The sequence below is a fragment of the Xanthomonas sp. 4461 genome (genome assembly GCF_024806475.1).
Taxonomy (GTDB): domain Bacteria; phylum Pseudomonadota; class Gammaproteobacteria; order Xanthomonadales; family Xanthomonadaceae; genus Xanthomonas; species Xanthomonas arboricola_F.
This window is the reverse complement of the sequence record NZ_JANTYV010000001.1, coordinates 432,850-458,549: the sequence shown is the minus strand read 5'-3', so window position 1 is coordinate 458,549 and position 25,700 is coordinate 432,850. Positions and strand designations below refer to the sequence as shown.

Here is a 25,700-nt window from a genome sequence, read left to right as displayed (position 1 = left end):
CGGTCGACCGTGCGGTGGCGCACGGAATGCGCAACTGTGTCGTGCAAAGCGAACCTGGGAACGGCATTCGCTGTCCGCGCGCCGATCACACGCCTGGCAGCCGCTCGCAACGCCTGGTTAGACGCGTTTAGTGCGCGCGGTCCACCGCAAACCGGCCCAGGGTGGCCAGGGTTTCGCCGGGCTGGCCATAGGGCTGCAGCACGTCGCGCATGCGTGTGGCCAGTTCGGCCAGCTTGGATTTGGCGCCGTCCATGCCGAGCAAGGCGGGGTAGGTGGATTTGGCTTGCGCGGCGTCCTTGCCGGCGGTCTTGCCCAGCTGCGCCGAGCTCGACTCCACATCCAGGATGTCGTCGCGCACCTGGAAGGCCAGGCCCAGCGCGTCGGCAAAGTCGTCCACGCGCTGCTGGTCGGCCGCGGCGGCGCTACCGGTCAGCGCGCCCATGCGCACTGCGGCGCGAATCAGCGCGCCGGTCTTGAGCGCGTGCATGCGCTGCAGAGCGTGCAGCGACTGCAACTGACCGGTGGCAGCGATATCCAGTGCCTGGCCGCCGCACATGCCGGCGGCACCGGCCGCGCTGGTCAGGCTCTGCAACCAGCCGACACGCAGCTCGGCACCGACTGGCGCTGTGGCCAGCAATTCGAAGGCGCGGGTCTGCAGGGCATCGCCGGCCAGGATGGCGGTGGCCTCGTCGAAGGCGATGTGCACGGTGGGCTGGCCGCGGCGCAGCGCGTCGTCGTCCATCGCCGGCAGGTCGTCATGCACCAGCGAATAGGCGTGGATCAGTTCGACCGCCACGGCCGGGGTATCCAATCGCTCTTCTTCGGCGCCAAACAGCGCACCGCTGGCGTACACCAGCAGCGGCCGCATGCGTTTGCCGCCACCCAGCACCGCGTGCCGCATCGCCGCGTGCAGACGCTGCGGCGCCAGCGCAGCGCTGGGCAGGGCTGCGTCGAGGCTGCGTTCGGTACGAGCGATCCAGTGTTCGAACAACGTGGAACTCACCTCAGCCGCCGTCCGGCGACGGCGGTTCGAAGGCTTCGGCAAGCTCGGGGCGGGCCGGGTCGGTCAGCATGCGGACGCGCAGTTCTGCCTGTTCCAGCGCCTGCTGGCAATCGCGGTACAGGCCGATGCCGCGTTCGTAAGCGCTGAGCGACTGCTCCAGACTCAGGTCGCCGACTTCCATTTTCTGCACCAGTTGCTCGAGTTCTTCCAGCGACTGTTCGAAGCGGGCAACCGGGGATGTTTCGTTCAAGGACTTCTTGGCCATCGCTAAAGTGTGCGGCGCGCACGCAGGCGGGTCAATTCGCGTCGGCATCGACGCGCCACTGCAGACGTGCGCCATGGGCTTGCAGCCAGTCGTTTAACGCAGCGCAGACGATGCGATCGCCGGCGGCGAGGACCTGGTCGTCGGCCCACAGGATCGGCAGGCGATCGCGTTGCCATGGCGGCAGATCGGCGGTTTGCAGGACATGCTTGAGTTGATGCGAATGCCTGCGCTGCGGCAGCACGATGCGCTCGCCACCGTGCCGGCCGCGCACCGCCAACGGTTGCGCGAAGCGCAGCCCCGCGGGGCCTTGCAGGTGCAGCTGCGCGCCGTCGGGCAGCCGCAACGGCTTCGCGCCGTCCCAGTGCGCGCACCACTGCGCCGGCCATGCCGGTGCTGGGCGAAGCAGGTACAGGCACTGTCGCCAGCGCCGCACCTGGACCTGTTGCCAGGCAAAGCAGGCTTGCCGATCCGGTGCGTGATTGTCGATTTCCCGCTCCAGCGCAGCCACGCCCTGCGCGGGCAGCGGCGGCGCACCGGCTGCGGTGGCCCATGCGCGCAGCAACCGTAGCCGACGTGCGGCGGGCTGCGCGCGTAACAGGTGCAGGTCCAGGGCGCCGCTTTCGGTCTGCAGGCCGGGTAGCACGGCCAGATCGTCGTGCAGCAGCAGGTCGCTGGCGTCGGCGCTCAGCTGGGCGCTGCGTGCCAAGGCATCGGCGGCCTGCGGCCAGCGTTGCTGCAGCAACGGCAGCACCTGCGTGCGCAGGAAGTTGCGGTCGTAGCGGGCATCGGCGTTGCTGGGATCGTCGATCCAGTGCAAGCCGTGCAGGCGTGCATAGGCCTGCAGCTGCGCGCGTGCATGCGCCAGCAACGGGCGCCACAAGATGCCCTGGGCAAACGGGCGCTGTGCCCGCATTGCCGCCAGGCCGTCCGGGCCCGATGCGCGCAGTGCGCGCAGCAGAAACGTTTCGGCCTGATCGTCGCGATGGTGTGCCAGCGCCAGCCATTCGCCGGGCGCCAGCCTGTCGGCAAAGGCGCCGTGGCGCGCCTGCCGCGCGGCGGCCTCCAGCCCCAGGCCGCTATCGCGCGCGACCTGCACCCGCACGATGTGCAGCGGCACCTGCAGCGCCGTGCAGCTGCGCTGGCAATGCGCCGCCCAGGTGTCGGCATCGGCATGCAGGCCGTGGTGCACGTGCAGCGCACGCAGGCCACGTTCGCGGTACGCCGGCATGGCCGCCAGCGCGTGCAGCAACACCTGCGAATCCATGCCGCCGCTGTAGGCGACCAGCACCGGGCCGGGCGGGGCGGCGGGCAGCAGTGGCGGCGTGTCGGTCACCGGGTGCTCACTTGATGCGGAGCGTTGCTGGAGGGGCCCGCCACCGCTGTGCGCGAACGGTGGCGGGCGCTGGATCGCATCGCCCGCGCTGGGCAACGACGGCCCATCGTCGTGCTCGTCATCGCAGCACGTGCTGCACTGGGCACCACGTGATCATGCAGCAGAACGATCAGACCGCCGCGGATCATCTCGGACGCGCTCCGCCCATGCGGGAGGCGTGTCCGGAAAGGCGGCGTTGCTGGTAGACCCATCCGTCGCCATCGCGCGGCCATCTGCACATCAACGCGTTGCCGCTGCCTCGAAGCTGGTCGGGGTAGGCAACTGCACCGGCACGCCGGCGCTGTCGCAGGTGCCGGCCTTGCACAGGCGCTCGCGCAGACGCGGGGTGGCCTGCACGATGACGTGGTAGATCACGTTCTCTTCCAGCGTGCCGCGGAACGCCGCGCTGCCCGGGCCGGTGGCCCAGATGCCGACGTCTTCGCCGCCGTGGCTTTCGGACTTGGTCGGTACCAGCGATTCCTGCATGTAGCTGGGCGCTTCGGTGTCGACATGGGTGAGGTCGGGCCGGCCGTGGGCCGGCTCGCTGCTGCTGGGTTCGTGCGGGTACTTTTTCGGCCCGGCCGGCTGTGCATTGGTCGCGCCGGTGTGGCCGGGGCCATTGGCGTAGCTGAGGGTGGTGTAGGGCTGTCCGGCCAGGTCGGTAGCCAGCTGGCTGCGGTCGCCTTCTTCGCCGCCGGTGCCGCGCACCTTGCCCAGGATCGGGTTGCCGCGCACCGGGTAACCAACGAAGTTGAGCGTGTGCGAATGGTCGGCGGTGACGATGATCAGCGTGTCGGCCGGAGCGGTCTGCACGGCGGTGCGCACCGCATCGGACAGCGACACCGTTTCGTCGAGCGCGCGATAGGCATTGCCGGCGTGGTTGGCGTGATCGATGCGGCCGCCTTCGACCATCAGCACGAAGCCGTTGGGATCGCGCGACAGCGCCTGGATCGCGGTGCGGGTCATTTCGGTCAGGCTGGGCTCCCCCTGCGGGCCGCGCTTGCGGTCGTGGTCGAACTGCATATGGTCCGGCTCGAACAGGCCCAGCAGCGCGGGTGCGCCGGCCGCGGCCTGCAGTTGCTGCTCGTTCCAGACATACGCGCCCTGCGGATGCGCCTGTTTCCATTCGGCCACCAGGTCGCGGCCGTCCAGGCGCAGGCCGACCTTGTCGTCGTACTCGGGGTCGCGCTCCTGCACGGTCTGGAACTGGCTGCGGCCGCCGCCCAGCACCACCTGCGGGCCGCGGCCGTAGCGGGCGGTCGACAACAGCTGCTGGGCGATGTCCTGGCAGCCGGCGGCACGCGCGGACTCGGGCAGGTCGGTGTCGTTTTCCCAGTTGCGATCCGGCGAATGCGCATAGGTGGCCGCCGGGGTGGCGTGGGTGAGGCGGGTCGTGGTGACCACACCGGTGGCCATGCCGGCGCTGTCGGCCAGCTGCAACCAGCTCAGCAGACCCTTGTTCAAGCTGTCGGCGCAGTCGCTGCGGTTGCCGCTGCTGACGCCGATCGCGCCCATGTGCGTTTTCACGCCAGTGGTGATCGCGGTCATGGTGCCGGCCGAATCCGGGGTCTGCGAATCGGTGTTGTAGGTCTTGCTGAAGGCGGTGGCCGGGAACTGCTCCCAGGACAGCAGGTTCTCTTCGCCGGGCCCGCCCTTGCGCTGGCCATCCAGGATGCGCGCGGCCGCCACCGTGGTCAGGCTCATGCCGTCGCCCAGGAACAGGATGACGTTGCGCGCCTTGCCGGCCATGGCGCCATTGCCGGCCGCACGTGCGGCGCCGGAGCGGTACCACCACTGCGGGGTCTCGCCGGCCGGGTGCGTCACCGGCGGCACGTCCACGCGGACGGCGGCCGGTGCGGACACGGGTGTGCCGGCAGTGGAGGCGCAGGCGGCCACGCACAGGGTGGTCAGGGCGGCGAGGGCAGGCAGGCGGTAACGCATCGGGTTCGAACTCGTGACTGAATCGGGCCCCATTATGCCGGCCCGGGTCCGTCGCACAGATGACACGCCGCTGTTCCAGTCGTGGCCTCGCGGGCAAGGCAGGCCTGCGCTAAGGTGCATGCACTCTCCCCCCGGATGATTCGACGACATGAGACTGGTTGCGGCCTGGTTGCGCATTCCGTTCTGGCAGCGCGTGGTGGCCGGCTTCGTTCTCGGCGCGATTGCCGGGGCGTTGATGGGCCCGGCGGCCGATGTGTGGTTCGGCCCCCTCGGTGATCTGTATGTCACCCTGATCAAGATGATCGCGATCCCGCTGGTGTTCTTCGCGGTGATCAATGCGATCTCCTCGTTGCACGGGCAAAAATCCGTCGCCGCGCTCGGCGGCCGCACCTTCCTTTGGTTCGTGATCACAGCCGCTCTGGCGGTCGGTATCGGCCTTGCGGTGGGCACGATCATGCAGCCGGGTGCCGGGCACTTCAGCCTGAGCGTGGACTCGGCGTGGAAGCCGCGCGATGTGCCCAGCCCGATCAAGGTGTTGCTGGACGTGGTGCCGTCCAACCCGTTCTATGCATTGACCGGCATCGGTACCAAGACCAATGCGGCCGGCGAAACCGTGCTGGCGGCCGGGCGCGGCTCGATCCTGCCGGTGATCTTCTTCGCCGCGTTGCTCGGCTTTGCGATGGTCAAGCTCGGCGAGCGGGTGGCCGAGGCGCGCAAGCTCACCGGGCAGTTGAGCGACATCATGATCCAGGTGACGCGCTTCGTGCTGGAGATGACCCCGCTGGGCACCTTCGGCCTGATTGCCGGCCTGGTGGGCAGCTACGGCTTCACAAAGTTGCTGCCGTTCGGCAGTTTCGTGCTCGCGCTGTATGTGGCCTGCGCCATCCATATCCTGGTGGTCTACAGCAGCCTGTTGCTGGCGCACGGGCTCAACCCGTGGAAGTTCTTCCGTGGTGCGGCGCCTGGCATGCAGGTGGCCTTCGTCAGTTCGTCGAGCTTTGCCGCGATGCCGGTGGCGATGCGTTCGATCACCCACAATCTGGGGGTCAGCAAGGACTACGCCGCGTTTGCGGTACCGCTGGGCGCCAGCATCAAGATGGACGGCTGCGGCGCGATCTACCCGGCGCTGTGTGCGGTATTCATCGCCCAATACACCGGCGTGCCATTGACGGCAAACCAATACTTCGTGGTGTTGATCGCCTCGGTGCTGGGCAGTTTCGGCACGGCCGGTGTGCCAGGCACTGCGGTGATCATGGCCACGGTGGTGTTGAGCGCGGCCAACCTGCCGCTGGAAGTGATCGGGTATCTGTACGCCATCGACCGCATCCTCGACATGATGCGCACCATGACCAACGTCACCGGGCAGATGCTGGTGCCGGTTCTGGTGGCCAAGGAAACCGGTTTGCTGGACAAGGCGGTCTATGAATCGGCATCCACCAACGTGGGGCTGGAAGATCCGCCGGCCGACAGCGCCAAGCCGCTGCGCTGAGCGCAACGCATGACGGTTGGATTGCCCGTATTGCGTGAGCGCCTGGCGCAACTGCCCGAGCTTGACAGCGTGGATGGCGTGTTCGTTCAACGCACGCTTGCCGAAGATCCGTTCGAGGATCGCTATCTGGAGGTGCGGCGCCAGGAAGGTCGGCTGTATACCGATGCGCAGGTGCGCAGCCTGCCGCGCCCCAGCGGCAAGCTCGGTGCCAGCCTGGAATGGCAGGTGCGCGCGCTGTCCAGCAGATTGCTGGTGCGGCACCTGCAGGCACGCGACGGTGAGGGCGCCATTCTCGAGCTGGGGTGCGGCAACGGCTGGCTATCGCAGCTGCTGGCGCAATCGCTGCAGCGCGACGTGTGCGGCGTGGACGTCAATCGTACCGAGCTCACGCAGGCCGCGCGCGTGTTCGGCCACGACCAACGGCTGAGTTTTGTCGCTGCCGATGTCCAGACCTTTGCGCTGCCGCACGATGTCTTCGACGTCATCGTGGTGCCGGCGTGCATCCAGTATTTCCCGGATCCTGCCGCCCTGGTGCGCCACCTGCTTGCGCAGCTGCGCGACGGCGGCGAGTTGCACATCCTCGACAGCCCGCTGTACCCAGACCGGCACCGCGCCGACCAAAGCGCTGCACGCAGCCTGCGCTATTTCACCGGCCTGGGCGTGCCTGCATTGGCCGGGCACTATCACCAGCACACCTACGCCGCCTTCGACGCGTTCGCAGTGCAATGGTTGTTCGATCCGCGTCGTGCGCGTGCGCGTGTGCGCCGCATGCTCAAGCTGCGCCAGCCGCATTTTCCATGGTTGTGTCTTCGCAAGCAGGACAACCGGGGACGGTAACTCGGCGGGGTCATCGCCCTTGCATGGCCTCCAGCAACGTCGTTGCTTGCGGCGCCCGGTGCTGCGCGACCGCGCCGACCACGATGAAGAACGTCAGCACGCCGATCAGCGGCCATAGCGTGTGGCGAACGCACAACCACCACCAGCCTTGCGCCTGCACGCCGCGCATGCGTCGATACAGCCCGCCTGCCAGCGCCGCGTCCACCAGAAGCTCGGCCATCAATACCGGCGCCGACCATACCACCCAGGCGGCAGCGACGATGGCGACCGCGGCGGCGGCCAGCACTGCCAGAATCGCCAGGATCGGCAGTCCGGCTTCGCCATCGACAACGTCGGTGAGTTCGCTGTCGCCCGAAACATCCGGGGTGGATCCGGATGGCGCGCTCCACGTGCCGGAACCACCTGCGCCGCCGGAGTTGCCGCCGTGGCCGGCCCATCCCGAGGTGTCCTGCGCCACGCTGCTGCCGAGGTCGACGCAGTCGCTCACCAACTCGCCATCCACCTCGTTGCGCCAGCGCACCCATGCCCACATCAGCAGCAGGAACAGGCCATAGGCAACCAGCGTCGCCATCGGGTAGCGCACCACCATCGCGTTCACGCCTGCATTGCGCAGCAGGAACGAGGCCAGGATCCCGCCTGTTGCCGTGATCAACACGATGGCGCTCATCTGCAGGCGCGGCCAACCGTCGCGTTCCAGATGCCGCCTTGCATGCTCGATGGTGAATCGTCTTCGGTCCGACATGACGCGATGCCTCCTGCTGCCGGCAGCCTTGCCCGGATGCCGAGGGTAAGTGACTTTCGATGACGCGTGCACGCGCTCCGCTGCAGACAGGCCACATGTCCAGGGACCGGTGGTCGATGCGGCGCTTGCCGGTCCGGAGCGCGCAAGCCATCGCTCAACGGCCTGGGGCTGTGTAGGCTTCGTCACCACATGCTGCGGGCGTGGGAGCCTGCAAGGCAAGCGCAGGGAGGCGCTGTGCGTTGGCGCATCCGAGTACGCGGGGCGAATCCCTTCAACCCGCGCGCATGGCACACTTTCGGTTCATCCCCTTGCGAGAGCGTGCAGTGATTGGCCAACAACGTGACCTGACATTTCGTTTTCTGGCCGAGCCCAGCGACGTCAACTTCGGCGGCAAGGTGCATGGCGGGGTGGTGATGAAGTGGATCGACCAGGTCGGCTTTGCTGCGGCCAGCGGTTGGAGTGGGCATTACTGCGTGACGGTGGCGGTGGGCGGGATCCGCTTTGTGGCGCCGGTACGGATCGGCGATCTGGTCGCGGTGTCGGCCAAGCTGGTCTATACCGGGCGCAGCAGCATGCATTTCGCCATCGATGTGCGTGCGCGCAGCCCGATGGGCGGCGATTCGCGCTTGTGCACCCACTGCATCATCGTGTTCGTGGCAATGGACCCGGATGGTGTCACGCCGGTGGAAGTGCCGTCCTGGCGGCCTGACACGCCCGAGGATCAGCGCCTGGCCGAATACGCGCTCAAGGTGATGGAGCTGAGCAAGGGCATCGAGGACACCATGGCCCACTACAAAGCCGATACGTCCGGCTGAGAACGGCCAACAGAACGTCGCGCGCAGGGACAGGTGAGTGCGGACGACGCGCTCAGACCGGCGGGGACGAGCGGTGGATGCCGCAACGAGCCCCGGCCACGTCCGCTCGGCGGCAGCACAGCCGTTTGTTGGCTGCTCCAGACGGAGTAGCGCTGGACCTGGCGATTGGCCCGATGCGTCGACGCCGCCGACGCCGGGTGCTGTTACGAGCGCTGACAGGCCAGCTGCGGGAAGGTTGGCAGTCGCGGCTGCCACGCGGCAGTCACATGACCGTCTCGGTGGCAATGGGCACAAAAAAAGCCGCGGATCTGCCGCGGCTTTCTGAGGTCTTCAAGGCAGGCTGGATCACAGCACCCGGCGCGCCTGGATGAACTTCTCGCTCCAGTAACCGCTGGCCAGCGAATCCACGCGCACGTCCTTGCCGCGGCTGGGCGCGTGCAGGAACTTGCCGTCGCCGACCACCAGGCCGACATGATCGATGCGGCCGCGCTTGCCGAAGAACACCAGATCGCCGGCCTTCAGTGCGTTCGGGTCCTTGATCAGTTCGGCCGATTCGTCGCGGGCGATATCGCGCGAGACGCGCGGCAGGTCGATGCCCAGCGCCGTCTTGAAGACGTAGCCGACCAGGCCGCTGCAATCGAAACCTTCGGTAGACTCGCCGCCCCACACATAGGGGGTGCCGAGCAGGGCCATGGCACGTTGCAGGATCACCTGCACGCGACTATCGGCAACGGCATTCTGCGCAGCATTGGCCGCGCTCTGCGAGACATCGTAATTGGCGAGCAGGCGGCTGAGGTCCCCGGCGAACATCGCCGAGCGGTCCATCAGCGGAATGGCGTCATTGGCGGCCAGGTGCGGAAGCAGGGCGGCCAGGGTAGCGGTGGCAGCGGCGTCGGCGCGGCTGCGGGTTGCGGCTTTCTCGGCGGCGACGGCGCTGTCTGGCGTGGTCGTCTGCGGAGCGGATGGGGCGGTATTGGCGGTCTGCGCCAGAGCGGGCAGCGCGGCAATCCAGAGAGCGGTGACGCATAGCAGGCGGAGCGGTTTCCGGAGCGGAAGCGGTGCGGCGCCAGTTTTGATCTGTTCGTCGTTCGTCACGCGGGAATCACAATTCTGCTGTCGATGCGGGATGATGCCCTGGTGAACGAATCGTTACGTTCAAAAAAAGTTAACTTTCCGTTTTATTACTTGTGATGAGTGTCACATTTTAGTGTAAAACCCGCTTTGAACCTGAATAATGGTCACGCCAGTAGGCGCCATCGAGAAAATCCAAGCGGACGGTACCGCCAGTGGTCGGCGCATGCACGAAGCGGCCTTCACCCACATAAATGCCCACATGGCTCACATTTCCGCCGGCGCCGAAGAACACCAGATCCCCGGTGGCCAGCTTCTCGGGCGGGATCCGCGGGCCCTGGATCGCGGCCAGGTCGCGCGAGGTGCGCGGCAACGACAGCGCCAGCACATCCTTGTAGACATAGGTGACCAGGCCGCTGCAGTCGAAACCGGTCTCAGGCGTATTGCCGCCGAACCGGTACGGGGTGCCGACCAGCCCCAGCGCACGCATCAGGATGTTGTTGGCCGCGGCGGGATCGGCAGGCGGTACCTGGGGCCACACGCGTGCCGACGGCGGCGGGGAAGAAGGTCGCCGAACCGGCGCCTTCGACGAGCAGCCGCCCAGCAGGACGAGGCTCAGCAACAGACAGGCCGCGGCGCGATGGGCGCGGGCGGCGACAACTGGCGTGATATGCATGGAGCCGGGATAATGGGCGGTTCGAAAGGTCGCCATGATGGCGGCGCACCCGGCGGCCGACAAGCCGTCCTCCACCGTCTGCCACCGGGCAGCCTATCCAGAGCCAGGCATGAAGATCGAAAAAGACAGCGTCGTCCGCTTCCACTACACCGTTTCGGAGATTGGCCAGGAGCCGATCGAAAGCTCCAAGGAGCGCGACCCGTTGGCGATCATGATCGGCCACGGCAACATCATCCCGGGTCTGGAAGCGGCCATGATGGACAAGCAAGCCGGCGAGAGCTTCGGCGTGGACGTCAAGGCCACCGAGGCCTACGGCGAATACCGCGAAGGCCTGAGCCAGCGCGTGCCCAAGAAGCACTTCGGCGCCACCAAGCTGGTCCCGGGCACCCAGGTGGTGCTGCAGACCAACTTCGGCCCGCGCGCGGTCACCGTGCAGAAGGTCGGCATGAGCGTGGTCGACGTCGACCTCAACCACCCGATGGCCGGCAAGGACCTGCACTTCGACGTGGAAATCGTCGAAGTGCGCGAAGCCACGCAGGAAGAGCGCGACCACGGCCACGTGCACGGCGACGGCGGTCATCACCACTAAGCGCGGCGCTCAATGCCGCTGTGCGGCCGCTGGCTGGGTACGCCCGGCCAGCCGCCAGCAAGCACTGCGGGCGCACGCTGAGGTCTGCCTGCCACCTGCAGCCGGCTGGTGGTGACGCCCAACGTGGTAGTGGCCGCAGCCGGCGATGGCTGTCTTCCTGACGGCCCGCTCCTCGGCGGGCCGTCTGCTTTCTGCGGTGCGCAACGCCGCATCCGGTTGCTCGAGCTGCGATGACACAACGCGATCTGCTGTTACCCATTGCCGCGACCGAGCGCATCGTCGTCTTGGACGTCCTGCGCGGCTTTGCGTTGCTCGGCATCTTGCTGATGAACATCGAGGCCTTTGTCGGTCCGCTGGATCTGGCGCTGAGCGGCGTGGAGCCGCACTGGCGCGGCGCCGATCGCGTGGCCGATGCGCTGGTCTACATTTTTGTGCAGGGCAAGTTCTACCCGCTGTTTTCGATGTTGTTCGGCATGGGGTTTGCGGTGATGGCGCAGCGCGCCGAACGTGCCGGGCGCGGGTTTTTCGGCATGTATCTGCGGCGCACGGCCGGCTTGCTGGTCATCGGCCTGGCGCATGCGGTGCTGCTGTGGTCGGGCGACGTTCTGGTGACCTATGCCTTGCTGGCGGTGTTGCTGCTGGGCGCTCGCAATGCGCCGACCGTGACGCTGCCGTGGCTTGCCGCGCTGGTGTACCTGTGCGCGCCGGCCCTGGTGCTGTTGTACGGCATTGCCGGTGCGGTGATGCAGGCCGATCCGGCATCGGCGGTGGACTGGAAATCGGCCATGGCCGATGTTGCGCAGCAGGCCGTGGCCAATGTGCAGGCACAGCGCGCTGCACTTGGACACGGCACTTACCTGCAGGCCACTGCCCAGCGCTGGCACGATCTGCGCGAAGCGATGAGCGGGCTGAGCATCAACGGCCCGGCCATGCTCGGCATGTTTCTGCTGGGCAGCTGGTTCGTGCGCAGTGGCGCGATTGCCGCGCCCGAGCGCTTCCCACGGCTGTTCCGGGTGCTGCGCTACGGCGCCTTGCCGCTTGGGTTGGGCGTGATGCTGCTGAGTTATGCCGTGGAGCCCTGGATGGACCCGGCGCGGTTGAGCATGCGCCTGTCCGGCGCGTTCGCGCTGGCGTTGGTAGCCGGGCCGCTGATGAGCCTGGGCTACGCCGCGTGGGTGGTGCGCTTTGCCTCGCATCTGGCCTGGCTTGCGCCGGCCGGCCGTATGGCATTGAGCAACTATCTGTTGCAGTCGCTGCTGTGCACCTGGATCTTCTACGGCTACGGGCTGGGCTATTTCGAACAGCTGCCGCGCCTGTGGCAGCTGCCGTTCGCGGTGGGGCTGTTTGCCCTGCAGGTGGTGGCAAGCCAGGCGTGGTTGCACTGGTTCCGCTTCGGGCCGGTGGAGTGGGTGTGGCGCAGCGCAACCTATCTGCGGGTTCCGCCGATGCGGCGCAGCAACGCGCGCGGCCACTAGCACCCAATGGCCGGCGGGCGCGAGGACGTTGTGGTGATCGGCGCCGGCGCGATCGGGCTGGCCACGGCGCTGGCATTGCTGGAGGCGGGCCGGCAGGTGCGTGTTCTCGATGCCGGAGCGCTGGGCGCTGCCACCTCGCATGGCAACTGCGGCACCATCACGCCCAGCCATGCGCCGCCGTTGGCGGCACCGGGCATGATCGCGCAGGCTCTGAAATGGATGCTGACGCCGGATGCGCCTCTGTACATCCCACCGCGTCTGGACCCGGCGCTGTGGCACTGGCTGCTGCGGTTTGCGCGGCGGTGCAATGCGCGTGACTGGCAGTCCAGTGCACAGGCGCGTGCGGCCTTGCTGCACGATGCGCGCCAGCGCCTGGACGACTGGGTGGCGCGCTATGCATTGGAGTGCGAGTTCCGCACCGACGGGCTGGACTATGTGTTCGGCGATGCGCGCCGCTTTGCGAAGTACCGGGAAGAATGCGCGCTGCTGGCGCAGTGGGGAATCCAGGCACAGGTGATCGAAGGCGCCGATTACAAGCGGCAGGATCCGGCGTTCCGCGAGGGGGTTGCCGGCGCGATCCACTTTCCGGGAGACGCGCATCTGCGCCCGGAGCGCTACACCGCCGAGCTGGCCAGGATATTGCGCGCGCAGGGTGCGCAACTCGATGAGCACTGTCGCGTGGAGGCTGTGGTTGCCGAGCCCTCGGCGGTCTGCGTGCGGACCGCACATGGCACGCTGTACGCACGCGAAGTGGTGATCGCCACCGGGCCGTGGTCGCCGTTGCTGGCGGCACAGCTTGGCCTGCGCCTGCCGGTGCAGGCCGGCAAGGGCTATTCGATCACCTACAGCGCGCCACCTCTGATGCCGCGTCGCCCGGTGGTGCTGAAGGATCGCTGGGTGTTCGTGGTGCCCTGGCGCGATCGTTTGCGGATCGGCAGCACGATGGAATTTTCCGGTCATGACACGCAGCTCAATCCCACCCGCCTGGCAGCGCTGGAGCGCGCGGCGGCCGACTATCTGCATGCGCCCCGCGGGCCGGCGGTGATCGAGCGTTGGTATGGATGGCGGCCAATGACCTGGGACGATGTGCCGGTGCTGGGCGCAATACCTGGCCGTCCTCACGTCTGGCTCGCAGCCGGACATGGCATGCTCGGAATCAGCATGAGTACTGCAAGTGGACAACTGATGGCCGACCTGATCACGGGCCGCGCACCTGCGCTGGACCCGCATCCCTACCGGGCGGAGCGCTACGAATGAGTGCGCGTTACGACTACGACGTGGTGATTCTAGGCGGCGGTTCCGGTGGTTTGGCGGCGGGATTTCGCGCGGCAAAGCACGGCGCACGCGTGGCGATCATGGAGCCTGATGCGTTGGGCGGCACCTGCGTCAATCTTGGTTGCGTGCCGAAAAAAGCGATGTGGTTGGCAGCCGATCTGGCCGGCAAGATCGAGCTCGCCAGCGCGCTCGGTTTCGACGTGCCGCGGCCGGCGCTGCAGTGGCAGGAGCTGGTCACCCATCGGCAGGGCTATATCGCCAACATCCACGCCAGTTATCGGCGTCGGCTCGACGAAGACGGCGTGGTGCTGATTCCGCAACGCGGCGTGCTGCAGGACCGCCATACCATCATGGGGGGCGATGGGGTGGCGGTGACGGCCGAGCACATTGTGATCGCAACCGGTGCGCATCCGTTGCGCCCTAACGTGGAAGGCGCCGAGCATGGCGAGGTCTCCGACGATTTCTTCAATCTCTGTCATGCGCCTGCGCACGTGGCGATCATCGGTGGCGGCTATATCGCGGTGGAAATCGCCGGCCTACTGCAGGCGCTCGGCAGTCGTGTGCATCTGTATGTACAGGGCGACCGGTTGCTGGAACGCTTCGATGCGGAACTGACGCAGCAGTTGGCCGACAACCTGCGCCACCTGGGCGTGCGCCTGCATTTCGGTTTCACCACCACCGGCCTTGAGCGCGATGCTCGAGGTGGGCTGCGCGTGCATGGCCATCCGGCGCACCCGCGCGAGCAGGGAAACGACGTGTTCGACAAGGTGTTCTTCGCCATCGGCCGACGCGGCAACACGGCAGGTCTGGGTCTGGACGCCGTGGGTGTGGCGGTGGGCGAGAAGGGCGAGGTGGTGGTGGATGACGGTCAGACCACCACGGTGCCCAACATCCATGCCATCGGCGATGTCGGCGGCAAGGTCGGGCTGACGCCGGTGGCGATTGCGGCCGGGCGTAAATTGATGGACCGGTTGTTCGGCAATCAACCGGATGCGCGCATGGACTACGAAGGCGTGCCGAGCGTGGTGTTCTCGCATCCGCCGCTTGGCCATGTCGGACTCACCGAAGAACAGGCACGCGCGCGTTACGGCGGCGCTGTACGCGTGTATCGCAGCAACTTCCGCCCGATGCTGCATGCGCTGGCCGATGCGCCGCAACGCAGTCTGTTCAAGCTGGTCTGCGTGGGCGACGAGGAGCGTGTGGTCGGCGTACATCTGCTTGGCGAAAGCGCCGACGAAATGCTGCAGGGCTTTGCCGTGGCAGTGAAAATGGGCGCCACCAAGCGCGACTTCGACGAGACCGTGGCGATCCACCCTACCTCGTCGGAAGAGATCGTGTTGATGCATTGATGCATTGATGCATTGATGCATTGATGCATTGGTGTGGAGTGGGTGGGAGCGTCAGCTGTCTGCGCCAGGGGAACGGTGGAAGTGGCGCAAAGGAAGGCAGGCGGGGCGCGAGTGCAAGCGGAGGGCGCAGCGCCAACCGCCAACCGCAACTAGGGCCCGGCTCCACCCAGGAGCGGGATTGGGGTGAGGGTTGGCCATCAAGAAACTGTTAGGCAACACTGGCTCTGCGCTTGGCGAGACCGGCCTTGTGCTCATGCACTGTTGCGCGCTGTGTTGAGCGGCTAACCGTTTCGCTCTGCATCGCTTGGCCCGCACCCTCACCCCAACCCCTCTCCCGGCGGGAGAGGGGCCGTTGAGCGTTTTCGTCGAGACAGCCTTGGATGACGCGCTTTGTCGCACAAGCGCGGCGGCCCGGCCGGCATTGAGTCGCGTCTGCTGGCATTCTTGCCTGATGTCCATACCCCGCCAGCCATCTTCGCGTCCGTTCGCATCTGCCAAGTCCGCCGCCTGTTCCGCGTCAACGCCGGCAGCGCCCTCAGGTGAGCAGGCGCGGCTGCGGATTCTTGACGTCATCGGCGCCATTCCTGCCGGTCAGGTTGCCGGCTACGGCGAGGTCGCTGCACGTGCCGGGTTGCCTGGGCGTGCGCGCCTGGTGGCGCGCGTGCTCAGTGGCAATGACGATCCGGATCTGCCCTGGCATCGCGTGCTTCGTAGCGATGGTCGCATTGCGTTGCCGTCGGGGTCGCCTGGCTACCACGAGCAATGCCAGCGGCTGCGTGCCGAGGGGGTGCCGGTGGTACAGGGGCGGGTGCGCCGAGCCAGCGCTGCGCAGCGGCTGGATGCGGCCGTGTGGGGTCCTTCATAACGCTGCCGTTATCATTGGCAGCATTCAGAAGGATGCCGCCATGCCTCAATTGCCGCCCGTTACCAAAGCACTGTTGATCGCCAATATCGGCCTGTTCCTGCTGCAATGGGCCCTGGGCGATCTGGGGGTTGGGGTGTTGCCATCGGACTCCACCTTGTCGTGGCTCATGCTATGGCCGATTTCCGACGGCTTTGATGCGTTCTCGCCGGGCGCCAGCTTCATGCCGTGGCAGTTGTTGACCTATGCGTTTCTGCAAAGCGGTTTCAATCAACTGTTCTTCAGCGCGCTGGTACTGTTCATGTTCGGCGCACCATTGGAGCTGACCTGGGGCCAGAAGCGTTTTTTGACCTACTACTTGGTATGTGTGGCCGGCGCGGGCGTGTGCCAGCTGCTGATGGCGTGGATCACCGGAGGCGGTGCACCGGTCGTGGGCGCGTCCGGTGCCGTGTTTGGGCTGTTGTTCGCCTATGGCATGCTGTTCCCCAATCAGCGCGTGATGCTGTTGTTTCCGCCGATTCCCATGAAGGCCAGGACCTTGGTCATCGTAGTTGGCATTACCGAAGTGATGCTGGGCTTATTGGGCCAGCGATCGGTGATAACGTATTTCGCATACCTGGGCGGCATGCTGTTCGGCTGGCTGATGATCCGCTATTGGCGCGGCCAGTCACCGTTTGGCGGCAGCGGTGGCCGCAAGGGTGGTGGCGGAAAGGGGCGCAAGCCGCCGCTGCGCGTGGTGCGCTGAGTCAAACGACGGTTTACCGGGGCGGCCTGATTCGTGGCAGTGACGCTGGCTGCGAGTGACGCTGCCGGTAATGCTTCATCGCGGCCAAGGCCGCTCCTACGAGAGCAAGATGGCGGGCGGCATGTCGTCGGAAGCAGGTGTACCGCTGCTGCATAGGGCGACCAGTGGGCCGGGCAGCGTGCAGGTCGGAATGCACCCCGAGCAAGGGCTGGCTGGAATGCTGGTCCGAGGGGAGATTTGGCTGGGCAGAAAGCAGATCTAGCGGAAAGCGGATCAGCGAAAGGCGATCAGGCGAAAAGCAGATCAAGCCATGTAGATCAAGCAAAGATGGATTGAGCAAAGCGCAAATCAATCCGAAGCAGATCAAGCGAAAGACAGATCAAGCATTCCGTCACGAATGCCCAAAACAAAAAAGAGCGCGGAATCCGCGCTCTTTTTTGTTGCCGACTTTTTGCCGGTCGTGCCGGGACTCAGCGCCAGATCTTGATCTGGTCTGCGTCCACGCGCTGCATCGGCTGGCCAGCCTTGCAGCTGAAGGCTGCACCGAATTCCGGCAGGTTGGACAGCGGGCCGTTGCTGCGCCACTGGCCTGGTGCGCGGATGTCGGCGCTTGCGCGCTGCACCGCTTCGTTCGGCGACAGCTGCTGTGCCCACAAGCCGGCCCAGGCAGTGAAGAACGCCTGCTTGTCGGCCTCGGTGGCTGCCGGTTGCGCCTTGCTGAAGGCCTGCAGGGCCAGTTCGACGCCGGCCAGGTCGGCAAGGTTTTCTTCGGCGGTCTGCGCGCCGTTGACCTTGACGTTGGGCACGCCCGGGTACGGATAAGCAGCGAACTGGTTGGCGACCTTGCCGGTCAGCTGGCTCCAGCTGCTCTTTTCGGCAGGTGTCCACCAGCTGCGCAGCTCGCCCTTGGCGTCGACCAGCGATCCCTTGGCATCGATCGCACGGGTGAGTTCGTGCGCGACCAGCGCGCCGTAGGCGCCGTACTGGGCCGCCGGGGTGCTGCCGGTGGTCAGCACCGGTGCCTGCAATACGGCCGCGGTGACGATCAGGCGGTTCTGTGCAATGTCGTAGGCCACTGCCGGCTGCTGCGGCAGCACGTCCCAGCGACGGTCGGCGTTGCCCTTGCCGATGCGCTTCATCTCCTCGCGGTGACGCCAGGTCGAGGCGATCAGCATGTTGCCGCCGAAGCTGCCGCGGCCCATCGGCTGCACGGTGTAATCCAGATCGCGGCGCGGTGCGCCGACTTCGATCTTCATCGCGGCCAGCTTGGCCTTGGCTTCGGCGATCACTTCGCCGTTGCCCCAGCCGGTGCGCTCCAGCGCGGCCAGCTGCGCGTCGCGCACCTGGTCGGCGATGGCTTCGGCCTGGCGGCGCGTGTCGCTGCTCAGGTAACGCGCCACGTATTCGCGACCGAGCATCGGGCCGGCAGCGATATTGATCGCGTCCAGCACTTGCTGCCAGCGCTGCGGCGGCAGGGCATCGCCACGCAGCAGACGGCCGCGGAACTGGTATTCGGCATCGTGGAAGCTCTTGGACAGGTACGGCGCCATCGCATCGCCCACGCGCCAGCGCAGGTAGGCCTTCCACTGTTCCGGCTTGATGCTGACGATCATGCTGTCGAGCTGCTTGAACATGGCCGGGTCGGCCATCGACACCAGGTCGTCCTTGACGCCCTGCGCTTCCAGGAAGTCGGCCAGACGCAGGTTCTTGTACTGCTTGGTCAGCTCCTTGGTGGCGATCGGAGCGTAGTTGTTGAACGGGTTGTTGATGCCTTGCACCGACTGCGCGCTACGCGCCAATGCGGTTTCGATCTGCAGTACCGAGGCGGCATCGGCGTCGAGCTTGTCGGCCGGTGTGCCGGTCAGCGCCAGGATCTGCTTGACGTAGGCGCGGTAGCGGCCCATCAGCGCCTGGGTGTCGGCATCGGTGCGGGTGTAGAACGCCGGATCCGGCAGGCCCATGCCGCCCTGCATGAAATAGCCGATGTGGCGGTCCAGCGCCTTCAGGTCCACGTCCGGACCGAAGTTGAAGCCGACCGGAATGCCGACCTGATGCAACGCGGCGATCGAAGCGGGCACATCCTTGGCCTTCTTGATCGCGTCGATGCGCGACAGCAAGGGGGCGATCGGATTGGAGCCATCCTTTTCCACCGCCGCCTCATCCAGGCCGCTGGCCCAAAAATCGCCGAGCAGCTTCTGCACGTTGCCCTGCGGGGCCTTCATCGAGGCGTCCAGCAGTTCGCGCTGCTGCTGCAGGGCACGCTCGGACAGCTGGCCCAGCGCAGTCACGGCGCCAGCCTGCGGGGCCGGGTTGGCCTTCAGCCAGCCGGCGTTGGCGTAGTCGTAGAAATCGGTGCAGGCCGCGGAGACGGCCGGGGCCTTGGGAGCTGCCTTCTTCTTGCGAGCGGCGTCGGCGTCGGGAGCGGACAGCAGCATGATCAGGCTGAAGCCAAGAGCGAGGGCAAGCGGGCGAATGGTGGGCATCGAGAAGAAGGGTGGCCAGATTGAAGTCGGCGGAGTTTAGCAAGGCTGCGCCTCGTACAGGCGGGCGCCCGCCGCCGTTTGTCATCGGTACCGGCCGTATGCATGAATGCGACAGGCCCGCGTGTGCGGGCCTGTGCGTGCTGCCACTGTGCTGGAAGCGCTTGCAGCTGCTGGCTGCGCGGGCTTACCAGATCACCACGCGGTCCTTCTCGGGCCGCACCATCGCATCGCCCGGCTTGCAGGCGAATGCGCTGGCGAACTGCGGCATGTTCGAAGGCGGCGCGATGGCGCGTAGGTTGCTGGGCGCATGCGGGTCCGAGGCCAGGTAGACCATCTGCTGTTGCTCGCGTACGCGTTGACGCCAGCTGCGCGCAAAGGCCAGAAAGAAACGTTGATCGGGACTGTAGCCGTCGACCGACTTTGCCCGCTCGGGATGCTGGTGCAGGGCGGTTTGCAGCGCGTCGTAAGCCACGTTGGTGCCGCCCAGGTCGGCAATATTTTCGCCCAGGGTGAGCTTGCCGTTGACGTGCAGCGTCGGGTGTTTGGGTAGTGGGGTATAGGCATCGAACTGCTTGACCAGCTGCGCGCTGCGCTGCTCGAACTTGCGTCGATCCTCGGCCGTCCACCAGTTGACGTTATTGCCTGCACCATCGAACTGGCTGCCCTGGTCGTCGAAACCGTGGGTCGCCTCGTGGCCGATCACCGCGCCGATGCCGCCGTAGTTCAACGCATCGTCCGCGCTGGCGTCAAAGTACGGCGGTTGCAGGATCGCCGCGGGGAAATTGATGGAGTTGGTGCTGGGGTCGTAATACGCGTTGACCGTCTGCGGGGTCATCTGCCAGCGTTTGCGGTCAGTCGGTTTACCGATCTGCGCGATGTCGTAGCGATGGTTGAACTTGGCCGCTGCCTGCAGATTGCGGTAATACGCGCCCGGGACGATCTCCAACCCGGACCAGTCACGCCAGGCGTCCGGATAGCCGATCTTGGGCAGGAAGGTGTTCCACTTGGCGATGGCCTTGTCCCTAGTTTCCGTGCTCATCCAGTCGACGTTCTCGATGCGTGTCTTGAGTGCGGCGCGGACGTTGTCCACCAGTTCGCTGGCACGTTGCTTGGCCTCGGGCGTAAATACCTTGGCAACGTAGAGTTGACCCACGCCTTCGCCCATTGCGCCATTGACCGCGCGCAGGACGCGCTTCCAGCGCGGAAGTTGCTCTGGCTGCCCGGAGAGGGTCTTGCCGTAGAAAGCAAAGCGATTGTCGACGAATGCCTTGCTGAGCTGCGCGGCTGCTTCATCAATCGCATGGAAGCGCAGATAGGCTTGCCACTGCGCGATCGGCGCAGTGGCCAGTTCGTGATCGAACGCAGCGAAAAAGCGCGGCTGCGCCAGCGAGAAGCCCTTGCCGACCGCCACGCCCTGGGTGGCGAAGAAGTCTTTCCACGGAAAGTGCGGCGTGAGCTTGTCTGCCTCGGCGAGACTGATCAGGCGATACTGGTTTTTCGGCTCACGAGCCTCCACCGGCTTCATCGACGCGGCAGCCAGACGTGTTTCGAGTGCCAACACATCGTTTGCCTGCGTCTTGGCCACGTCGGCAGAACTGCCGGTGAGTTCGAACGACTTGGCGATGTAGGCAAGATAAGCGGCGCGGATCGATGCGTGCTCGGCGTCGGTGTAGTAGTCCTTGGTTGGAAGGCCCAGGCCGTCTTCCTGGGTGAATGCGATCTGCATGTCGGCATCGTGGAAGTCTGCGCCGGCACCGAATCCGAACACCTGTCCATCGCCTTCGCCATGACGTTCAATGATGTAACCGGCGACATCCTTGCCTGACTTCAACGCGGCAATGGTGTCCAGTTGTGGCTGGATCGGCTGGGCGCCTGCCGCTTCGATGGCAGCTTCGTCCATGCCGGCGGCATAGAGCGCGCCGATTTTTTGCTCCAGCGAATTTGCCGGTTTTCCCGGCTGCGCGGCCGTTTCAACAATGTTGCGCTGAATGGCCATGCTTTTTTCGGTCAGGATTTCGTCCACGCCCCAACTGGTGCGATCGGGCGGAATCGGATTGGTGTTCGCCCATTTGCCGTTGACGAATTCGTCGAGGTTCTGGCATGCGCTGGCTGCTGGGCCGAGTTCGCTGATATCGAACGCAGGCGTTGCCGGAGTAGCAGGGGCAGCCGCAGGTGTCCGGGGCGCGGTGTCTGCCTGCGTGCCGGTGTCCTCGGCGTTGCGCTTGCAGCCTGTCAGGGCCGCAACCAGGGCAAAGGCGAGCGTGGAAGTCTTGAGCAATGGCATGAACGTCAGCCGCAGTGAGGGACAAGGACGCTGAGCATAAGCGGGCGCGGCCTTGCCTGCGCACGCGTTGAGCTTTGTTGAGGCTTGTGTGCCGATACCGTCATGCATGCAGGCCCAGTGGCGTACAGCGCGCCGCTGGGGCGGCGTTGGTTGAAGTGCTGTGACTACAAATGAACGTGGCAGGCCAGAGTGATTAACCTGTCAACCAGAAGAAAGATCCGAAGAATCCAAAAAAAACGGGCGACGATCTTTGGATCGCCGCCCGCCTGATTTACCGCATTTGCGCAATTACCAGATCACAACCTGCTGATCGCCCTGGCGCACCATCGCATCGCCTGCCTTGCACGAGAACGCGGCGGCAAATGCCGGCATGTTCGACGGTGCACCGATGGCGCGGAAGTTGGCCGGCGCGTGCGGGTCGGTCTTCAGGCGCACCACTAGTTCTTCCGGGGTGAAGTTGCGGCGCCACACCGTGGCCCAGTTGAGGAAGAAGCGCTGGTCGCGGGTGATGCCATCGGTCTTGGGGTCGTCCTTGCCGGCGGTAGCGGTCTTCATCGCGTCGTAGGCGGTGTTGAGGCCGCCCAGGTCGGCGATGTTTTCGCCCAGGGTCAGGTCGCCCTTGACCTTGTCGCCGGCCGGGGTGCGATAGCCGTCGAACTGCGCAACCAACTTGCCGGTACGCGACTTGAACGCATCCAGATCCTTCTGCGTCCACCAACCCGGATCGGGGATGAAGTTGCCATCGGCACCGAAGCGGCTGCCCTGGTCGTCGTAACCGTGGGTCATTTCATGGCCGATCACCGCACCGATGCCGCCGTAGTTCATTTCCTCCGGAGCATTCGGGTCAAAGAACGGCGGCTGCAGGATCGCTGCCGGGAACACGATCTCGTTCTGCAGCGGGTTGTAATAGGCGTTGACCGTCTGCGGGCTCATGCCCCATTCGGTCTTGTCCACCGGCTTGCCGATCTTGGACAGGTTCCACTTGTAGTTGAATTCCTGCGCGGCCAGCACGTTGCCCAGGTAACTATCGCGACTGGTGGCAAGGCCGTTCCACTCGCGCCACTTGTCCGGGAAGCCGATCTTGGGGGTGAAGCTTTCCCACTTGGCGATCGCCTTGGCCTTGGTCTCCGGGCTCATCCAGTCCAGCTTCTCGATGCGCGCCTTCAAGGCGGTGCGCAGGTTGCTCACCAGGGTCTCCATCTTGGCCTTGGAATCGGCCGGGAAGGCGACCTTGACGTACATCTGGCCCAGCGTCTCGCCGGCCTGGCCGTTGATGGTGGCCAGCACGCGCTTCCAACGCGGCTTGATTTCCTTCTGGCCGCGCAGGGTCTTGTTGTAGAACGCGAAGTTCTCGTCCACGAACGGCTGGCTCAGGAACGGCGAGGCGCCATCGACGGTGTGGAAGCGCAGATAAGCGCGCCAGATCGCCGGGTCGGTATCGGCGATCATCTTGCTCACTTCCTGGTGGAAGGCGGGGATTGCCAGCGAGAACATCTCCGGTGTGGCCACGCCCTGCGACTTGAAGAACTCGGTCCACGACCAGTTCGGGGTCAGCTTGTCGGCATCGGCCGGCGAGATCGGGTTGTAGGCCAGCGAGGCATCGCGCGACATCTGCGTGCTGGTCTTGGAGACCTTGGCCAGACGGGTCTCGAACGCAACCACCTGCTTGGCCTGCGCCGCGGCATCGGCAGCAGCCACGCCGGACAACTCAAGCACCTTGGCGATATGCGCCTGGTACGCCTCCAGCTTGGCCTTGTTGCCGGCGCTGGTGTAGTACTCCGGATCCGGCAGACCCAGGCCGCCCTGCATCGCGTAGGCGATGTTCTGGCTGGACTTCTTGAAGTCTGCTTCGGCGCCGAAGCCGAAGAGATCGTTGTTGCCCTTGGCCGCGCTGCTGCGCAGATAGTCGACCAGCTTGGCCTGGTCGCTGATCGCGTCGATCGCGGCCAGTTCCGGCTTCAGCGGCTCGATGCCCTGGGCATTGATCTTGGCTTCGTCCATGCCGGTGGACCACAGGTCGCCGACGATCTTTTCCACGCCGGTGGCGCCGGTGTCGGCGGCGGCCTGTTCGGCCAGCTGCTGCTGGATCGCGTTGGAGCGCTCATCGAGCATCTCGAACGCGCCCCAGCTGGTGCGGTCGCCCGGCACCGGGTTGGCAGCCAGGAACTTGGCATTGGCGTAGGCGTTGAGGTCGGTACAGGCGTTGCCGTTGGGGTCCAGGTCGGCCGCAGTGAACTGATTCACCGCCGGCAGCTTGCTCTGGTCCAGGGTCAGGGTCTTGGGTGCGGCGGGCGCTGCCGCCGCGGTATCGCCCGCCGGGGCCGCAGGCGCGGCGTCGTCGGACTTCTTGCAACCGCTCAGCGCGGCCGCCACGGCCAGGGTCAGCGTCAATAGATGAGGTGTTCGAATCACAAAGGCTCCAGGAGCAACAGTCGATTGGGGAGCCCCGTCACGGGGCCGTGGCCGGCACTCTACGCCTGCTCAGCCGGCAGGCATGGTGTCGAAGGTCATGGGTGCGGGGTGTGTAGAAGAGCTGGCTAGGCGCGCTCTGGTAGGCGGCGGTTACCGTCAAGGCGCTGTGCGTGGCGGCGGTCCGGAGTTCTTCTCGTCCTGGGACGCTGCGGCTGCCTGCCATGCTCGTGGTCAGGTGGCCTGGTCGTCAATGTCGATGTGCCGATAGCGAGCGAGATGGGGGCCAAGGCCCGAATGGTCCAGCGGCGCAAGCGGTGCTATATACAAATGCATGCCTACCGCTTCCGAACCGTTGGACGTTTTGATCATCGGTGCCGGCCACAACGGCCTGGTGTGCGCTGCATATCTGGCCAGGGCCGGCAAACGCGTGCTGGTGCTGGAAGCGCGCAACGTGGTTGGCGGCGCAGCCGTCACCGAAGAATTTCATCCCGGATTTCGTAACTCGGTGGCGTCCTACACGGTGTCGTTGCTGCAGCCCAAGGTCGTCGACGATCTTGCATTGGAGCGGCACGGGTTGCGCGTGGTGGCGCGCCGCATCAACAATTTCCTGCCGCTGCCCGATGGCGAGTACCTGCTGGCCGGCGCAGGGCGCACGGCCCTGGAAGTTGGCAAGTTCTCCGCGCGCGATGCCGCTGCATTGCCAGCCTATGAAGCGCGCCTGGAGCAACTTGCCGATGTCTTGCGTGCGCTGGCCTTGCAGCCGCCACCCGATGTCACCGATGCCGGATGGCTGCGTGCGTTGCCGCAGCTGTGGCGTGCGGGCAAGCTGGGGCTGCAGCTGCAGCAGTTACCGATCGCATTGCGGCAGGACCTGCTCGACCTGTTCACCATTTCGGCCGCCGAATACCTGGATCGCTGGTTTGAAAGCGCGCCGATCAAGGCGCTCTTCGGTTTCGACGGCATCGTCGGCAACTACGCCAGCCCCTACACGCCGGGGACGGCGTATGTGTTGTTGCATCACGTGTTCGGGCAAAGCAACGGCGTCAAGGGCGCCTGGGGCCACGCGATCGGCGGCATGGGCGCCATCAGCCAGGCGATGGCCGCCAGTGCGCGCGAATACGGCGCGCAGATTCGCACCGGCTGTGCGGTGGGGCGGGTACTGGTGGAGCAGGGGCGTGCGGTGGGCGTGGTGACGGCCGATGGCGCAACGCTCCGCGCGCGTGCCGTGGTGGCGAATGTCAACCCGAAGTTGCTCTACCAGCGCCTGATGCGGGCCGAAGACGTACCGCAGGCCACGCGCGAACGCATCGCCCATTACCGCTGCGGCTCGGGCACCTTTCGCATGAACGTCGCACTGTCGCGTCTTCCCGATTTCACGGCGCTTCCCGGCGCTGGCGACCATCTCACCGCCGGCATCATTCTGGCCCCCAGCCTGGACTACATGGACCGCGCCTGGCTCGACGCGCGTGCGTCGGGATGGTCGCGCGAACCGGTGGTCGAACTACTGATACCCAGCACGCTGGACGACTCGCTGGCACCGCCCGGGCAGCATGTGGCCAGCCTGTTCTGCCAGCACGTGGCACCGCAGCTGCCGGATGGCCGGCAGTGGGACGATCATCGCGAGGAAGTCGCCGACCTGATGATCGCGACGGTGGAGCGCTATGCGCCCGGATTCGCGGCCTCGGTGCTGGGCCGGCAGATCCTCAGCCCGCTCGATCTGGAACGCATCTTCGGGTTGGTCGGCGGCGACATCTTCCATGGCGCCCTCAGCCTCAATCAACTCTTCAGCGCACGCCCGCTGCTCGGGCAGGGCGCCTATCGCGGCGCGGTGCCCGGCGTATATCTTTGCGGCGCGGGAACCCATCCTGGTGGCGGGGTCACTGGTGCGCCTGGGCATAATGCGGCGCAGGTGATTTTGGGTAGGTGAGATCTGTGCCCCCAGGCTGACGCATGAAAAAAGGCCCTGGAGACCAGGGCCTTGGAGTCATGAATCACATCACCGGAAGCGTCGTGAC

Annotated in this window: 20 protein-coding genes; 10 read left to right on the top strand and 10 right to left on the bottom strand. The window is 65.9% G+C overall.

Going from position 1 to position 25,700, the window contains the following annotated elements; translation table 11 throughout:
• Positions 1–127: 127 nt before the first annotated feature.
• From FHY19_RS01855 to FHY19_RS01840, 4 genes are all read right to left on the bottom strand, one after another.
• Positions 128–1,003 (bottom strand): farnesyl diphosphate synthase, encoded by an 876-nt coding sequence (locus tag FHY19_RS01855; protein WP_259161088.1) that lies wholly within the window; start codon positions 1,001–1,003, stop codon positions 128–130.
• Between the two features lies 1 nt (position 1,004).
• Positions 1,005–1,268: an exodeoxyribonuclease VII small subunit gene (locus FHY19_RS01850; protein ID WP_259151291.1), complete on the bottom strand. Its 264-nt coding sequence runs from the start codon at positions 1,266–1,268 to the stop codon at positions 1,005–1,007.
• Positions 1,269–1,299: 31 nt separating this feature from the next.
• The gene (gene tilS / locus FHY19_RS01845; protein WP_259161086.1) at positions 1,300–2,601 is read right to left on the bottom strand and encodes a tRNA lysidine(34) synthetase TilS; all 1,302 of its coding nucleotides are present in this window, start codon (positions 2,599–2,601) and stop codon (positions 1,300–1,302) included.
• Between the two features lie 279 nt (positions 2,602–2,880).
• Positions 2,881–4,581 (bottom strand): alkaline phosphatase, encoded by a 1,701-nt coding sequence (locus FHY19_RS01840; protein ID WP_259161084.1) that lies wholly within the window; start codon positions 4,579–4,581, stop codon positions 2,881–2,883.
• A 148-nt stretch (positions 4,582–4,729) separates the two neighbouring features.
• Here FHY19_RS01840 and FHY19_RS01835 point away from each other — a divergent pair, with 148 nt between their 5' ends.
• Together FHY19_RS01835 and FHY19_RS01830 are read left to right on the top strand one after the other, a co-directional pair.
• The gene (locus tag FHY19_RS01835) at positions 4,730–6,070 is read left to right on the top strand and encodes a dicarboxylate/amino acid:cation symporter (protein ID WP_259151278.1); all 1,341 of its coding nucleotides are present in this window, start codon (positions 4,730–4,732) and stop codon (positions 6,068–6,070) included.
• Positions 6,071–6,079: 9 nt separating this feature from the next.
• Positions 6,080–6,907, top strand: a complete 828-nt coding sequence (locus tag FHY19_RS01830; protein ID WP_259161082.1) for a class I SAM-dependent methyltransferase — start codon at positions 6,080–6,082, stop codon at positions 6,905–6,907.
• Positions 6,908–6,917: 10 nt separating this feature from the next.
• Here FHY19_RS01830 and FHY19_RS01825 read toward each other — a convergent pair whose 3' ends face one another.
• Positions 6,918–7,649, bottom strand: a complete 732-nt coding sequence (locus tag FHY19_RS01825) for a hypothetical protein (protein WP_259161080.1) — start codon at positions 7,647–7,649, stop codon at positions 6,918–6,920.
• Positions 7,650–7,972: 323 nt separating this feature from the next.
• Here FHY19_RS01825 and FHY19_RS01820 point away from each other — a divergent pair, with 323 nt between their 5' ends.
• Positions 7,973–8,464 carry an acyl-CoA thioesterase gene (locus FHY19_RS01820; protein WP_259151275.1) on the top strand — a complete coding sequence of 164 codons (492 nt, stop codon included), beginning with the start codon at positions 7,973–7,975 and terminating at the stop codon, positions 8,462–8,464.
• A 345-nt stretch (positions 8,465–8,809) separates the two neighbouring features.
• On the opposite strand, the gene FHY19_RS01815 is transcribed toward FHY19_RS01820, so the two are convergent.
• On the bottom strand, positions 8,810–9,559 hold the full coding sequence (locus FHY19_RS01815; RefSeq protein WP_046963896.1) for a C40 family peptidase: 750 nt from the start codon (positions 9,557–9,559) through the stop codon (positions 8,810–8,812).
• A gap of 109 nt (positions 9,560–9,668) precedes the next feature.
• Positions 9,669–10,211, bottom strand: coding sequence for a C40 family peptidase (locus tag FHY19_RS01810; protein ID WP_259163840.1), 543 nt, complete (start codon positions 10,209–10,211; stop codon positions 9,669–9,671).
• Positions 10,212–10,320: 109 nt separating this feature from the next.
• Here FHY19_RS01810 and FHY19_RS01805 point away from each other — a divergent pair, with 109 nt between their 5' ends.
• From FHY19_RS01805 to FHY19_RS01780, 6 genes are all read left to right on the top strand, one after another.
• Positions 10,321–10,800, top strand: coding sequence for a peptidylprolyl isomerase (locus FHY19_RS01805; protein WP_259151271.1), 480 nt, complete (start codon positions 10,321–10,323; stop codon positions 10,798–10,800).
• A gap of 230 nt (positions 10,801–11,030) precedes the next feature.
• Positions 11,031–12,275: a DUF418 domain-containing protein gene (locus tag FHY19_RS01800; RefSeq protein ID WP_259161078.1), complete on the top strand. Its 1,245-nt coding sequence runs from the start codon at positions 11,031–11,033 to the stop codon at positions 12,273–12,275.
• A gap of 6 nt (positions 12,276–12,281) precedes the next feature.
• Positions 12,282–13,532 carry an FAD-dependent oxidoreductase gene (locus FHY19_RS01795; protein ID WP_259161076.1) on the top strand — a complete coding sequence of 417 codons (1,251 nt, stop codon included), beginning with the start codon at positions 12,282–12,284 and terminating at the stop codon, positions 13,530–13,532.
• Positions 13,529–14,899 (top strand): glutathione-disulfide reductase, encoded by a 1,371-nt coding sequence (gene gorA / locus FHY19_RS01790; protein ID WP_259151267.1) that lies wholly within the window; start codon positions 13,529–13,531, stop codon positions 14,897–14,899. Before FHY19_RS01795 ends, gorA begins: the two co-directional genes overlap by 4 nt.
• A 451-nt stretch (positions 14,900–15,350) precedes the next feature.
• Positions 15,351–15,764: an MGMT family protein gene (locus FHY19_RS01785; protein WP_259161074.1), complete on the top strand. Its 414-nt coding sequence runs from the start codon at positions 15,351–15,353 to the stop codon at positions 15,762–15,764.
• Positions 15,765–15,804: 40 nt separating this feature from the next.
• Positions 15,805–16,506, top strand: a complete 702-nt coding sequence (locus FHY19_RS01780; RefSeq protein WP_259163839.1) for a rhomboid family intramembrane serine protease — start codon at positions 15,805–15,807, stop codon at positions 16,504–16,506.
• Between the two features lie 470 nt (positions 16,507–16,976).
• Here FHY19_RS01780 and FHY19_RS01775 read toward each other — a convergent pair whose 3' ends face one another.
• The 3 genes from FHY19_RS01775 to FHY19_RS01765 form a co-directional block, all read right to left on the bottom strand.
• Positions 16,977–18,989 (bottom strand): M13 family metallopeptidase, encoded by a 2,013-nt coding sequence (locus FHY19_RS01775; RefSeq protein ID WP_259161073.1) that lies wholly within the window; start codon positions 18,987–18,989, stop codon positions 16,977–16,979.
• Positions 18,990–19,173: 184 nt separating this feature from the next.
• The gene (locus tag FHY19_RS01770; protein WP_259161071.1) at positions 19,174–21,273 is read right to left on the bottom strand and encodes a M13 family metallopeptidase; all 2,100 of its coding nucleotides are present in this window, start codon (positions 21,271–21,273) and stop codon (positions 19,174–19,176) included.
• Positions 21,274–21,561: 288 nt separating this feature from the next.
• Entirely contained in the window at positions 21,562–23,664 is a 2,103-nt protein-coding gene (locus FHY19_RS01765; RefSeq protein ID WP_259163835.1) for a M13-type metalloendopeptidase, read from the bottom strand.
• A 352-nt stretch (positions 23,665–24,016) separates the two neighbouring features.
• Between FHY19_RS01765 and FHY19_RS01760 the strand changes: the two genes are divergently transcribed.
• Complete coding sequence (locus tag FHY19_RS01760) at positions 24,017–25,612, top strand: NAD(P)/FAD-dependent oxidoreductase (protein ID WP_259161069.1); 1,596 nt, start codon at positions 24,017–24,019, stop codon at positions 25,610–25,612.
• Positions 25,613–25,700 lie beyond the last annotated feature (88 nt).